General features: G+C 54.5%; 11 protein-coding genes. All 11 read right to left on the bottom strand.

Annotated elements, in window-relative coordinates:
* Positions 1 to 306: a L7Ae/L30e/S12e/Gadd45 family ribosomal protein gene (locus JUE67_RS11675; RefSeq protein ID WP_125696395.1), complete on the bottom strand. Its 306-nt coding sequence runs from the start codon at positions 304 to 306 to the stop codon at positions 1 to 3.
* Positions 306 to 602 (bottom strand): RNase P modulator RnpM, encoded by a 297-nt coding sequence (rnpM, locus tag JUE67_RS11670; RefSeq protein WP_203625470.1) that lies wholly within the window; start codon positions 600 to 602, stop codon positions 306 to 308. The genes JUE67_RS11675 and rnpM overlap by 1 nt, the downstream gene beginning before the upstream one ends.
* Before the next feature lie 11 nt (positions 603 to 613).
* Complete coding sequence (nusA, locus tag JUE67_RS11665; RefSeq protein ID WP_203637170.1) at positions 614 to 1795, bottom strand: transcription termination factor NusA; 1182 nt, start codon at positions 1793 to 1795, stop codon at positions 614 to 616.
* Positions 1796 to 1817: 22 nt separating this feature from the next.
* Complete coding sequence (rimP, locus tag JUE67_RS11660; RefSeq protein WP_203625466.1) at positions 1818 to 2291, bottom strand: ribosome maturation factor RimP; 474 nt, start codon at positions 2289 to 2291, stop codon at positions 1818 to 1820.
* Between the two features lie 171 nt (positions 2292 to 2462).
* Positions 2463 to 6773 carry a PolC-type DNA polymerase III gene (locus JUE67_RS11655; RefSeq protein ID WP_373300877.1) on the bottom strand — a complete coding sequence of 1437 codons (4311 nt, stop codon included), beginning with the start codon at positions 6771 to 6773 and terminating at the stop codon, positions 2463 to 2465.
* A gap of 297 nt (positions 6774 to 7070) precedes the next feature.
* Positions 7071 to 8780 carry a proline--tRNA ligase gene (locus JUE67_RS11650; RefSeq protein WP_203625462.1) on the bottom strand — a complete coding sequence of 570 codons (1710 nt, stop codon included), beginning with the start codon at positions 8778 to 8780 and terminating at the stop codon, positions 7071 to 7073.
* A gap of 27 nt (positions 8781 to 8807) precedes the next feature.
* Positions 8808 to 10052: an RIP metalloprotease RseP gene (gene rseP / locus JUE67_RS11645; RefSeq protein ID WP_203625460.1), complete on the bottom strand. Its 1245-nt coding sequence runs from the start codon at positions 10050 to 10052 to the stop codon at positions 8808 to 8810.
* A gap of 12 nt (positions 10053 to 10064) precedes the next feature.
* Entirely contained in the window at positions 10065 to 10862 is a 798-nt protein-coding gene (locus tag JUE67_RS11640) for a phosphatidate cytidylyltransferase (protein WP_203625458.1), read from the bottom strand.
* Positions 10863 to 10895: 33 nt separating this feature from the next.
* A complete protein-coding gene (gene uppS / locus JUE67_RS11635) occupies positions 10896 to 11669 on the bottom strand; it encodes an undecaprenyl pyrophosphate synthase (RefSeq protein ID WP_203625456.1) in 774 nt (257 codons plus the stop codon).
* Positions 11670 to 11878: 209 nt separating this feature from the next.
* Positions 11879 to 12436 (bottom strand): ribosome recycling factor, encoded by a 558-nt coding sequence (frr, locus tag JUE67_RS11630; RefSeq protein WP_203625454.1) that lies wholly within the window; start codon positions 12434 to 12436, stop codon positions 11879 to 11881.
* A gap of 2 nt (positions 12437 to 12438) precedes the next feature.
* Positions 12439 to 13158: a UMP kinase gene (pyrH, locus tag JUE67_RS11625; protein WP_203625452.1), complete on the bottom strand. Its 720-nt coding sequence runs from the start codon at positions 13156 to 13158 to the stop codon at positions 12439 to 12441.
* Positions 13159 to 13433 lie beyond the last annotated feature (275 nt).

Genomic DNA, 13433 nt, shown 5'->3' with positions numbered 1-13433 from the left:
TCATTGTGAGGTGAGCAGCTTTATTAATTTGTTGGCAAATCCGACATCACAGACGGCGATCGAGGATCGTGCGGCGCCGATCGCTTGTGACAGCGCCAATTGGCTCAAGCCGTTCTGCAATGGAACTTGGTAAAAGCTACTTTTATCTTGAAACATTTTCTTTGTGTTGGCCGAGGCATCACTGGCGACAAAAACCAGTTTTGCACTGCCGTCGCGGATCGCGCCAAGGACAAAAGACTCCCCGGAAGTGATCTTACCGGCACGCTTGGCGAGCCCCAGCAGATTCAGTGCCGCCTGTTCGTTCATCACTTGGTGCCAAACAGTTCTTGACGCGCTTTTTGATGATCGACATAGGCGAACAGCTCGTCATAAAACGCAGCCGGCACTTTGATGCTGAATGCTTTTTCGATCAGCTGCTTGCCTTTAGCGGCCTTGACTGCCTCTGGATCAAGCGCGACATAAGCGCCGCGCCCTGAGGCTTTGCCGGTCGGGTCAATGGCCACTGTTTCTTCAGCGGTCTTGACGATGCGAACCATTTCTTTCTTCGGATGCATTTCCCCAGTCAGCAGATCTTTACGCATGGGGATCTTCCGCTGTTTCATCGGCAGCCCTCCTATTCCTGAGAATCGTCGGCGGGAGCTGGCTCGGCAGCGGCATCATCTGCCTGGTCAGGCGCGACCTCAGCCGTCTCAGTCTCAGTTGCAACACCGTCTTCAAGAATCTCGTCCTCTTCTTCAAGCTCATCGTCATCGACGAACTCAACTTCAGATTCAGGCTTGATGTCGATCTTAAAGCCAGTCAACTTGGCGGCCAGCCGCGCATTTTGCCCCTTCTTACCAATGGCCAAGGACAGCTGGTAGTCCGGCACGATCACCGTGCAGGAGCGGTCGTTGTCGTCATCGTTGAACTGGACCGCGATCACTTGCGCTGGGTTCAAGGCATTGGCGATGTAATCGGAGGGATCTTCTTCCCACTGGACCACATCCATGTTTTCGCCAGACAATTCATTGACGACCGCCTGGACACGGACCCCTTTTGGCCCAACGGTTGTGCCGACAGGATCCACGGACGGATTGGTCGAGCGCACCGCGATCTTCGTCCGGTCACCGGCTTCGCGCGCGATGCCAGCGATCTCAACGACGCCTTCAAAGATCTCAGGTACTTCCTGTTCAAACAGGCGCTTGACCAGTCCCGGATTGGTCCGGGAGACCGTTACCTGAGGCCCCTTGCTCGTATTTTCGACTTTGGAAACATAAACTTTGATGCGTTCATGCGGTTCGTAGTGCTCATTCGGCATCCGGTCTTGCTTGCCCAAAACAGCTTCGATCTTGCCAAGGTTGACATAGGTGAAGCGATTGTCACTGCGCTCGACTTCTCCAGTCATGATCTCGTCAAGGTACTGCGAGTATTCGTCATAAACGATTCCGCGTTCCGCCTCGCGCACGCGCTGCATGATCACCTGCTTGGCCGTCTGGGCGGCGATGCGGCCAAAGTCTTTCGGGGTGACCTCGAATTTGATCTGGTCGCCGACCTCATAGGCCTTGTTGAGCGTCAAGGCTTCCTTCAAGCTCACTTCAAGGCGGGAGTCAAAGACTTCCTCGGTGACTTCCTTGACTGCGTAGACATGGATATCCCCTTTGGCAGGATCAAAGTTGACTTCAACGTTTTGTGCCTGATTGTAGTTACGCTTATAGGCGGCTTCGAGGGCGGCTTCGAGGGCCTCGATGACGACCTCTTTTTTCACGCCCTTTTCTGTTTCAAGGACGTTCAGCGCCTCTAACATTTCCTTTGACATGTTGTTCCTTCCTTTACTATGGCTAAAATTCGATGGCCAAGCGGGCACTTGCGATATCGCTTCGCAAAAAGTCCTGGTCATGAATGCGGCCTTTATCATTGATCGTCAGCGTCAATTGCTCAGGCGCCAGGGTCTTGAGATGACCCTCAAACACTTTCTTGCCGTTTTGTTTCTTGAACAGCGAGATGTGAATGTAGTCGCCGACCGCATTGGCAAAGTCCTGCTCATTTTTCAGCGGCCGTTCAGCACCAGGGCTTGAGACCTCGAGAAAATAAGCCTGCGGAATCGGATCGGGATCCAGCTGATCGAGCTGCTCGGAAAGCGTCTCGGAGACCAGGACGCACTCGTCAAGGGAGATGCCGCCGGTCTTGTCGATGTACACACGCAGATACCAGCTGCCGCCTTCCTTTACGAATTCAATGTCGCTGAGAAAAAAATGATGTTCATCTAGGATCGGTTCAACAAGTGTCTTGACCGTATCGGTGACCGTGCTCAACGTATTCCCCCCTTTGTCTGTGTAGGAGACGCACCCTTTTCACTAAAAAGAGTGAGCATTTCTGCTCACTCCCTTCCGACGTCTTAAATACTACTCATAATGTAGCATTATTTTCAGTAAAGTGCAAGGCCACTCGCATAATGACGCGCGAGTTGTCAAGGGTCAACCGGTTTAGAAGAGGCTGTCAAAAAGCGAGAGCTGATTTTCATCTGGCAATTCATCCAACACATGATTTTCAGTCATGTAATCGATCAACGTCTTGGACACCTTGCCGCGCGTCGCCAGGTCCTCCTTGGAAAGGAAGGGCCGCTCTTCCCGGGCAGAGACGATCTGTTTGGCCACGTTATCACCAAGGCCAGGCACTGCGCGAAATGGTGCGAGCAATGTGTGATCATCCAAAATGATGAAATCATGCGCGTCCGAGGCAGTGACATCGACCATTTTGATCTTGAAGCCACGCTCCAGGCATTCATTGGCCAACTCAAGGACCGTCAGCAGCGTCTTTTCCTTAGCCGTTGCGTCGTTGCCCTTGTCGTTGATCTCTTGAATGGCGGCCTTGGTCGCCTCTTTGCCGTGACTCATTGCAACCAGGTCAAAATCTTCCGCCCGCACTGAGAAGTAGGATGCGTAATACACCAGCGGGTAATAGACCTTGAACCAGGCGATGCGCAGGCCCATCAGATCATAGGCCGCGGCATGCGCCTTCGGGAACATGTACTTGATCTTGAGGCAGGAGTCGATGTACCAACCAGGCACGCTTGGATTCTCTTCCATCTTGGCCTGAAGCTCATCGGGGATGCCTTTGCCCTTACGCACATGTTCCATGATCGTAAAGGCGTCGCTGTCATCCATGCCCCAATGAATGAGATCCATCATGATGTTATCACGACAGCCGATCACGTCCTTGATCGTGACCGTCCCGTTTTTGATCAGCTCCTCGGCATTGTCCAGCCACACATTTGTCCCATGAGACAGCCCAGAGATCTGAAGCAGCTCGGAGAATTTCTTGGGATGCGTTTCTTCGAGCATCCCGCGCACGAACCGCGTCCCGAATTCCGGCACGCCCAGCGTCCCTGTCTTTGAATTGATCTGCTCCGGTTTGACCCCAAGCACATCCGGACTGGAAAACAGTGACATGACCCCCGGATCATCCATGGGAATCGATTTTGGCTCGACGCCTGATAGATCTTGCAGCATGCGGATCATGGTCGGATCATCATGCCCCAGCACATCCATTTTCAAAATGTTGTCATGAATCGAGTGAAAATCAAAATGGGTCGTCTTCCACGCCGCGTTTTGATCGTCAGCGGGATATTGAATCGGGCTGAAATCATAGATGTCCATGTTTTCCGGCACGATCAAGATTCCGGCCGGATGCTGACCGGTGGTACGCTTCACGCCAGTCGCGCCTTTCGCCAGCCGATTGATCTCCGCCCCGCGCAACATCTGGCCGGTGTCGCGCTCGTAGGCTTTGACATAGCCATACGCGGTCTTATCGGCAACGGTGCCGATCGTCCCAGCACGAAACGCGTGGTCTTCACCGAACCGCACCTTGATATAATTATGTGCCACCGGCTGATAGTCACCGGAAAAATTCAGATCGATATCAGGGACCTTATCCCCCTTGAACCCAAGGAACGTTTCGAAGGGAATGTCCTGGCCGTCTTTGACCATGTTGGTGCCGCAATTCGGACACGCCTTATCGGGCAGATCAAACCCCGACCCATATTCCCCATGCGTGTAGAATTCGGAATACTGACACTGCGGGCAACGATAATGCGGCGGCAGTGGATTGATCTCGGTGATGCCAGACATTGTGGCCGCGAGACTCGAGCCGACCGACCCACGCGACCCTACCAAGTACCCGTCTTTGTTTGACTTCAACACCAGCTGCTGGGCGATGTTGTAGATCACGGCATACCCATTGCCGATGATACTGTCGAGCTCTTTTTTCAGGCGCTTTTCGACGATCTCTGGCAACGGATCACCGTACAAGCGATGGGCGGTGGTCATGACATCATTCCGCAGATTTTCCTTCACCCCAGGAATCTTTGGGGTGTACAGATCATCCTTGACAGGCGTGATGGCGCCGTCGATCATGTCGGCAACTTTGTGCGTATTTTCCACGACGATTTGATGCGCCGTGTCATCCCCCAGCCAAGAAAATTCATCCAGCATCTCTTGCGTCGAACGAAAATGGGCATCTGGCAGTTCGTGGCGGTTCAGCGGGTTCGCGCCGCCTTGTGAATGAATCAAGATCTTGCGGTAGATCGCATCGTTTTTATCCAGGTAATGCGCATCGCCGGTCGCAACGACTGGCTTGTTTTGCGCCTGGCCGATCTTGATGATGTTTGAAATGATCTCATGCAGATGCGCATCGCCGTGAATCAGCTCCGCCTCTTTCAGCGGGGCATACAAGGCAGGTGGCTGGACCTCGAGAAAATCATAGAATTCCGCTTTTTCCGCAGCCTCGCCATACCCTTTTTGCATCATCGCGGTGAAGACATCGCCGCTGCTGCAGGCAGAGCCCACGATCAGGCCCTCACGCAATTTTTGCAGCTGACTGCGCGGGACCCGCGGGACGCGGTAGTAGTAGCGGACATTGGACAAAGAGACCAGCTTGAAGAGGTTTTTCAACCCGGCCTGGGTCGCGGCAAAAATGGTCGCATGGGTCGGTCGTGCCTGCTTCCAATCATCGCCTTCGCCGACGCGACTGTTCAGTTGGTCGAGCGAGGTGATCTGATACACTTCCGCCGCCTCTTTTTCAAGAGCGTACATCAAATACCCAGTGGCCTCTGCATCCGCGTTGGCTCGGTGATGGTGCTCCAAGTTGATCTTGTAGGCCTTGGTCAGCGTATCAAGCTTGTGATTCTTGCGCTCCGGATGCAGCATCCGCGACAATTCCAGCGTATCGATCACCGGATTTTGGATTCGTTCTTCATCCAGCCGCTGATAGCCCGCATTCAAAAAGCCGACATCAAACGTCACGTTATGGCCACACATCACGGTGCCTTCGCAGAACTGACGGAATAGCGTGAGCACTTCTTGTTCCGACTTGGAGCCGTGCACCATTTCGTCTGTGATGTGCGTCAAATTGATGGTCGTTTCGGACAGCGCAAACCCCGGATCGATCATTTGCTCGAAATTATCGATCACCTTGCCGTCTTGCATCTTAACCGCCGCGAGCTCGATGATCTTGTCATACACAGCGGATAGTCCGGTGGTCTCGATATCAAAGACGACATACGTTGCACTGGCTAGATCAAGCGGTTTGTCCGCATGATACGCGACTGGCGTGCCATCATCGACCAAGTTGACCTCAACGCCGTACAGCATTTTGAGCCCGGCTTTGACGGCCGCAGTATGCGCCTCTGGATACGCCTGAAGCCCGGCGTGATCAGTGACCGCGATCGCCGGATGCCCCCATGCCTTGGCGCGTTTCACGTAATCTGTGATGCTTGGAATCGCGTCCATCTGCGACATGTTGGTGTGAAGATGTAGCTCGATCCGCTTTTCCCCTTGGGCAGTATCCTGCGGGGCCGGGTGGGTAACTTCCTGCATGTCGTTGGCGTTGACGGTCAGCTCGCGGGAATAGTTGTCTTCCTGTACGCTGCCGCGAATGCGCAGCCACATACCTTCATGAATCTGGTCAAAAACAGCCTCATCCTCGGCCCCATTGCTGAATTTCTTCACCAAAAAACTCGAGGTGTAATCGGTCACTTTGACCATTAACAGTTTTCGATTGGAGCGCAGGCTACGGACCTCGACGTCAAAGACGTAGCCCTCGATCAGCACAGATTTTTCCTCTTGCGTGATCGTGACCATCTGCTGAAGCGGATCATCCATGTGATTGCCACGTCCCAGCCGGACTGGGCCAGCCGGTGCTTCCACTTCCGCCGTTTCACGCGCCTGGACAACGGCAGCCGCACGTTTTGCCATCGCCGCCGTTTCCTCGGCCTGTTGCGCATTGAACGCAGCCAGGGTATCGGCCGCCTTTTCGGTGTCGACGATCGCACTCAAATGCAAGACCGAAAAGCCGACTTGATGATAGGTCTCCTCAAGTTGGCCGAGCCCCTTTGTGATCAGATATTGGCGCACGGGTTCATTTTCGGCGCGCAGGACCACGCGCTCATCTTGCAGTTCCGGTGCCTGCACGCTGCAGGTCTCAGCCACCAGCGCAGACTGCAATTGCGCATGGTCGATCACATACTGCCAGTATCCCGTCAGCAGGCTTTGATCGAACTGATGATCCGCCGGAACGATCGTCACCGAGGTCTGGGCAATGTCCTTGAAGGCACTTTGAAGATGCCCCACCAGCTGGGCAAACACGCTGAAGGGCAAGATGGCCGGCACGCCGAGCTGAAACTCATAGCGTTTGGAGGCCGTGTGAATCACCACATCATCGACGGTCGCCTGCTGAAAGCCGGGAAACGCCGCCAGCTCTTCTGGCAGCTGAATCTGAGCCAGCAGCTTTTCAAACATTTCGTGTTTTGATAAGGCCAATTTAAACGCTCCTTCTGAGATCTATGTCGTTATCGTAACCCGAAAACGGGCGTTGGACAAGCGGCGGGAAAGGCGAAAAAGAAGTGGGCCAAATGTCGCTCTTGGGTCCGACGGATAAGTGTGCCAAACACCAGGGCCGAACTTTGGACCAGGTGCTTGGCACCTTAGCTGCTCGGGCCCTGACATTTGGCCCACGACACTGCAATCACATTAGTGCATCATACAAGAACTGGGACAAAACAAAAGTTTTGTCCCAGTTCATGAGAAATTCAACGCTTAATCGATCTGAGCCATCAAGATGCCGAGCGAGTTGATCAGTTCATCGCGCTTGACCTCAAGCGTCTCGCCGGTTTTACGGAGCTTCAGTTCAACGATTCCATCCGCCGCCTTTTTGCCGACGGTGACACGCACAGGCATGCCGATCAGATCGGAATCCGCAAACTTGACGCCTGGGCGCTCGTTCCGGTCATCCACAAGGACGCTATATCCCGCGCCAGTCAGATCTGCCTCGATCGTCGCGGTCAGTTTGCGCTGATCGTCATTTTTGAGGTTGACCGGAATCAGATGGACGTCAAACGGCGCGATGGCTTTCGGCCAAACGAGCCCATTTTCATCCAAGGTCTGCTCGGCGATCGCACTGAGCAGGCGGGAGACGCCAATGCCATAGGAGCCCATGATGATCGGGTGACTGCGCCCATTTTCATCCAAGAAATTCGCACCCATCGCTTCGGTGTAGCGGGTGCCGAGCTTGAAAATATGGCCGATCTCGATGCCGCGGGTAAAGTGCAGCACACCCTGGCCATCCGGGGACACTTCGCCTTCGGTCACAAAGCGAATGTCCGCGACCTGACTCGGCGTGTAGTCGCGCCCGGCGTTCACGTTCAGCAGATGCGTCTCGGCTTTGTTGGCGCCGGCCACCATGTTGACCAACCCGGTGAGACTCTGATCTGCGATCACCGTGACTTCAGCCGGCACCCCAACAGGTCCGATATTGCCGATCTCACAGCCCATCACCTGCTTGACCTGCTCCGGCGTCGCCATGTCTAAGAAATCGGCGCCAAGCAGGTTCTTCAGTTTGACATCATTGACTTCATGATCGCCGCGGACCAGGGCTAAGACTGGCTCGTCGTCTGCGATAAAAAGCACGGACTTGATCAGCTTCTGCGCGGAAATAGCCAACTTTTCGGCGACTTCATCGATGGTCTTTGCACTGCCAGTGGCAACCTCGGCCAATTCGGCTGGCTCTTCATGGCCACGCGGCGGCATGTTCATCGCGGTGGCCATTTCAAGGTTAGCCGCGTAATCCGACGCATCCGAATAGACGATCGTGTCTTCTCCGATTTCGGCGATGGCGGAGAATTCTTTTGAATCCTTGCCGCCCATTGCGCCACCGTCACCGATGATCGCCCGGAAATTCAGGCCCAGCCGGTTGAAGATGGCGGTGTAGGCCTTTTCCATCTGCTTGTAGACCGTATCGAGATCCGCTTCATTCGCCGTGAAGGAATACACGTCCTGCATGATGAACTCACGCAGGCGAAGCAGGCCATAGCGCGGCCGATCTTCATCGCGGTACTTCGTCTGAATTTGATATAAGACCAGCGGCATCCGCTTGTAGGACTTCAATTCATTGCGGACCAGGTCGGTAAATGTCTCCTCATGTGTCGGCCCGAGGATGAAATCGCGGTCGTGGCGATCCTTTAACTTAAACAGGTTGGGGCCGTAAGTCTCATAACGCCCTGTCTCCTGCCACAATTCGGCCGGCAAAAGGCTTGGCATCTTCATCTTCACGGCATCGATCTTTTGCATTTCATCATCGATGATCGCTTCAATGTTCGCCAAGACCCGCTCCGCTAGTGGCAAATAGGCGTAGACGCCTGCTGAGACCTGGCGAGCGAAGCCAGAGCGCAGCATCATTTGATGGGACTTGGCTTCGGCCGTGTTTGGAACCTCTTTTTCGGTCGGAATAAATACGCGAGACTGTTTCATTAACTTTTCTCCTCCATGAGACGTCCGTTAGAACTGACGCATAATGTCGTTGATCGTGACGGCGATCAGTAGCAGGACCATCAGCCCCGCCCCGATCAGCGTCACAATGCCTTCTTTTTCCGGTGATAGTGGTTTGCGGCGGATGATCTCCAGCAGATTCAGCAGAATTTTCCCGCCATCCAGCACCGGAATTGGAATCAGATTCATGATGCCCAGATTCAAGCTGAGATAGCCGAGGAAAAACAGCAACGACTGGAAACCGCCGCTAGCCGCCTGACTGGTCATCGTGTAGATACCGACCGGCCCGGCCAACTTATTCAGCGAAAATTGTCCGGTGACCAGCTGCTTCAACACATCAAAGATCCGCGTGGTCAGCGACCAAAATTGAGTGAAGCCATACTTGATGGCGGTGCCAATACTGCGATCGACCGGAGGCGTGACCCCGATCAACCCCTCTTTCGTCGGGGTGATGGTCAAGTTCTCCGTCTTGCCGTTTTGCTTCGCCACCACATTCAAGGACGGGCCGTCTTTATCTTCGCCCACCACCTTTTGCAGATCAGCGAACTGGCTGATCGCCTGGCCATCGATCGAGGTGATCGTCGCCCCATTTTCAAGCCCGGCTTTAGCCGCGGGCGAACCGCTTTGCACGGTGCCGATCTGGTTGGTGTCCAGCACCTGGACCCCAGCGGACAAAGCAACCCCGATAAACACCAAGATGGCCAAGATAAAGTTGTTCATCGGCCCGGCAAAATTGACCAGAAGCCGCTTGGCGATCGGCGCATTTTGGAATTGAACATCATCCGGGGCGAGCACGACTTCGGTGCCATCTTCTTCGATGATCGTAGCATCGTGATCCACCGGCCAGGTCTTCAGTTCCGATTCATCCCCGTTTGCGTAACCCTCAACGACCAGCTCATGTACCAGGTCGATGCGGCTGACTTGAACCGGAATCCCGCCTTGGAGCGTCGTCTTATTGCTGGTATTGATGCGCGTCACCCGCCCATCGCCGTTGACCTCGATCGCCAGCATGGTGCCAGGTTTGATCTCGTCGTCTTCGTCCTGCCAGCCGGCCATGCGCACATAGCCGCCTAAGGGCAACAGCCGCAGCGTGTACGTCGTATTATTTTTATGCCAAGCCACCAGCTTAGGCCCCATGCCAATGGAAAATTCGCGCACCAGAATCCCGCTGCGCTTGGCGAACCAATAATGCCCGAATTCATGCACGAGCACCAGGATCACGAAGACAATGATAAAGTCGATGATCGTGGTCATATCAACACTCCTTTAGTGAAGCGAGATCAAGCCAAACAAGTGGACCAGTGGCAAGACCAGAAGCAAACTGTCAAAACGATCCAAGATGCCGCCGTGGCCAGGCAAGATCTTGCCCGAGTCCTTGACGCCGTAATAGCGTTTCAGCGCAGACTCGATCAGGTCGCCGAGTTGGCCGAACACGGAGAGCACCAGCGCGATGCCCATCATTGGCCAGAAGCTATACATCTGCGGGAAAAATTGCAGGTAGATCGCCGCAAAGATCAGCGCAACGACATTACCGCCGATGCTGCCTTCCCAAGTCTTGTTGGGACTGATCGCTGGCCACAGCTTATGTTTACCGATGGCGCGGCCGACAAAATACGCGCCAGAGTCCGTCAACCACACAATGATCAAGGCAAAAAGCAAGGTGTCCAGCCCGGCATCGTTGCGCACGGCGATCAGATTATGGAACCCGGTCCCAATGTAAAAGATCGACAAGGCGCTGATCGCGGCATCGTCATAGGTGGTGCGGTTCTTGGTCGCCACGGTGACCAGAAGTAGTGCGGCCACGGCGATGTAGATCAGATCCAGCCGTGAGATGAAACTCGGCAACCAGCGAAAATAGCTGTCCGGAAAAGTGACCAACAACACCCCGATCGCCGACACGAAAAAGCTGCTCGACACGATGATGCGTTTGCGCATGATGAAGATCTCGGACATCGCGATGACTGCCAGCACCGCCGCGGCGACTTCAAGCCAGATGCCGCCGAGAATCAAGATCGGGATAAAGATCGCCAAAGCGACGATCGCAGTGATGATACGTTGTTTCATTACGTTCCTCCGTGCCCCATACAACTGGGATTATTATTTTGATTCAGGTGCGGTTCCCGCATCAAGTCCGCCATAGCGCCGATCACGTTGCTGGTAAACGGCGATCGCCTCGCTGAGCATGTCAGGCGTAAAGTCGGGCCAATACGCCGGGGTGAAGACCATTTCACTGTAAGCCAACTGCCACAGCAAGAAATTCGACAGTCGCTCTTCCCCACTGGTGCGAATCAACAGATCCGGATCGGCCAAGGACCCAAGATGGCGCGTCATCAGGTGATCCGCCACAATAGCGGCATCGATCTGCGCTGGGTCGAGCGTGCCTGCGACTGCCTCACTGGCCATTTGCTGGGCTGCCAAGATCAACTCGTCCCGGGCCCCATAATTGAGCGCGAAATTTAAGATCATACCGGTATCTTGTTTGGTATCGGCCATCGCATTGGCTGCCGCTTGCCGCGTGGCGGCCGGCAACGCCTCAAGCTCGCCCATCACCTCGACTCGGACATTTTCGGCGATCAGCTCAGGCATGAACGTGTCGAAAAAGTCCACCGGCAGTTTCATCAGGTAATTCACTTCGCCGGTCGGCCGCCGCCAATTTTCGGTGGAAAAGGCATATAGTGTCAGGACTTTGACGCCTAAGCGACTCGCCGCCTTGGTGATCGTCTTAACGTTTTCCATGCCCTGTTTGTGCCCAGCAATGCGCGGCAGAAATCGTTTCTTCGCCCAGCGGCCGTTGCCATCCATGATGATTGCCACATGCTGAGGGATTCGCTGCAGATCCACTTGCGGGGCTTGATGCTTCGCTCCGAACATCGCCATGCTCCTTTTTTCGGGCGAAAACGCCGCCCGGTAGTCTTAATGATTGTAGCAGAAAAGCCGGGCCTGAAACAGCTGGCATCAGAAAAACGTAAGCTCTGCGCGCACGAAACTTTGGCTGACCTCACGTAAAAAGCCCGCTTACGCAGGCTTTTTACTGAGGGACGATCATGCTGTTGGGTGACAGCATCGGCCAAACCGGCTGATCAGCCCTCTGTGATCTCTTTTTCTTTTTCCGCTGCAGCGGCATCGATCTTTTTGGTCGCGTCATCAGTGACTTGCTGAATGTCTTTTTCAAGACGATGCAGCTCATCTTCGGTGATCTCGCTGGCCTTTTCCTGCTTGCGCGCTTTATCAAGGGCATCACGGCGAATGTTGCGCACCGCGATCTTCGCTTCTTCGGCGTATTTGCCGACTTCTTTAGCAATCTCCTTGCGCCGCTCACCGGTCAACTGAGGCACGACCAGGCGAATGGCAGTCCCGTCATTGGCAGGATTGATGCCGAGGTCGCTCATGTTGATCGCCGTTTCCACATCCTTCAGGGAACTGCGGTCATACGGGGTGACCAGCAGCACGCGAGGCTCCGGAATGGTGATGGAGGCCATCTGGTTCAGTGGCGTCGGCGTCCCGTAATATTCGACTTGAATCCGATTAAGTAAACTCGCGTTGGCGTGTCCGGCGCGAATCCCGCCGAGGTCACGTTCCAGCGACTCTTGGGTCTTTGCCATAGTGGCTTTTGCTTCGTCTACGATTGGGTTAGCCATGATTATTCCTTTCCTTTGATCGTGGTCCCGATATTCTCGCCTTCCACGACCTTCTTAATGTTGTCTGGTTCGTTCATATTGAAAACAACGAGTGGAATGTTGTTGTCCATCGACAAGGTGCTGGCCGTAGAGTCCATGACATGCAGGCCTTTGCTGATGATATCAAGATGCGTCAGCTCGGAAAATTTGACCGCGTTGGCATCCTTGTTCGGATCATCGGAGTAGACGCCGTCCACGCCATTTTTCGCCATCAAGATCACGTCGGCGCCAATCTCTGCCGCTCGCAAGGCCGCGGTAGTGTCGGTGCTGAAGTATGGATTCCCGGTGCCACCGGCAAAAATCACAACGCGACCCTTTTCCAAGTGACGGACGGCCTTCCGCCGAATATACGGCTCGGCGATCTGACGCATTTCGATGGATGTCTGCACGCGCGTCGGCACCCCGAGGTTTTCAAGACTATCCTGAAGCGCCAGGCCATTCATCACGGTCGCCAGCATCCCCATATAATCAGCCTGGGCACGTTCCATCCCCATTTCAGCGCCGGTCTCCCCGCGCCAGATGTTCCCGCCGCCACAGACGATCGCGATCTGAACGCCGAGGTCGTGGACCTGCTTGATCTCTTTGGCGATGTCGCTGATCACCGGTGGTTTGATGCCAAATCCTTCTTTGCCTGCCAGTGCTTCTCCACTGACTTTCAGTACGATGCGTTTGTATTTGGTCATGGTCTCGTTCCTTCCGTTAGTTGCTGTTAATAGTTTACCATTGATACGGTGGGAAATGAATGGTTATCTCCTGAGTGGCCTGGCCACGTTTACGAATGCCTGCTCAGTCAGACCCGTTTCTTCTATTATATAGTGGTGACCCCGTGAGGCGCACCCACCACGCGATGGTGTGACGCGGGCTGTGCGGCCGGTGCATAAGTGAACTACTCGGCCATAAATGACCGAGCTTCTGGGAACACCGCTGACTTACACATCCAGCACTAAGCTTTTTGTGC

Origin of the sequence: Lacticaseibacillus mingshuiensis, from assembly GCF_016861785.1 — a bacterium.
Classification (GTDB): Bacteria; Bacillota; Bacilli; order Lactobacillales; family Lactobacillaceae; genus Lacticaseibacillus; species Lacticaseibacillus mingshuiensis.
The sequence above is the reverse complement of the archived record's forward strand: the minus strand, read 5'-3'. Positions and strand labels throughout refer to the sequence as shown.

What these genes read in the sequence shown, in the direction of transcription:
- JUE67_RS11675 (WP_125696395.1), bottom strand. Translation starts at nt 306, where the DNA reads ATGAACGAACAGGCGGCACTGAATCTGCTGGGGCTCGCCAAGCGTGCC.
- rnpM (WP_203625470.1), bottom strand. Translation starts at nt 602, where the DNA reads ATGAAACAGCGGAAGATCCCCATGCGTAAAGATCTGCTGACTGGGGAA.
- nusA (WP_203637170.1), bottom strand. Translation starts at nt 1,795, where the DNA reads ATGTCAAAGGAAATGTTAGAGGCGCTGAACGTCCTTGAAACAGAAAAG.
- JUE67_RS11655 (WP_373300877.1), bottom strand. Translation starts at nt 6,773, where the DNA reads ATGTTTGAAAAGCTGCTGGCTCAGATTCAGCTGCCAGAAGAGCTGGCG.
- JUE67_RS11650 (WP_203625462.1), bottom strand. Translation starts at nt 8,780, where the DNA reads ATGAAACAGTCTCGCGTATTTATTCCGACCGAAAAAGAGGTTCCAAAC.
- rseP (WP_203625460.1), bottom strand. Translation starts at nt 10,052, where the DNA reads ATGACCACGATCATCGACTTTATCATTGTCTTCGTGATCCTGGTGCTC.
- JUE67_RS11640 (WP_203625458.1), bottom strand. Translation starts at nt 10,862, where the DNA reads ATGAAACAACGTATCATCACTGCGATCGTCGCTTTGGCGATCTTTATC.
- uppS (WP_203625456.1), bottom strand. Translation starts at nt 11,669, where the DNA reads ATGTTCGGAGCGAAGCATCAAGCCCCGCAAGTGGATCTGCAGCGAATC.
- frr (WP_203625454.1), bottom strand. Translation starts at nt 12,436, where the DNA reads ATGGCTAACCCAATCGTAGACGAAGCAAAAGCCACTATGGCAAAGACC.
- pyrH (WP_203625452.1), bottom strand. Translation starts at nt 13,158, where the DNA reads ATGACCAAATACAAACGCATCGTACTGAAAGTCAGTGGAGAAGCACTG.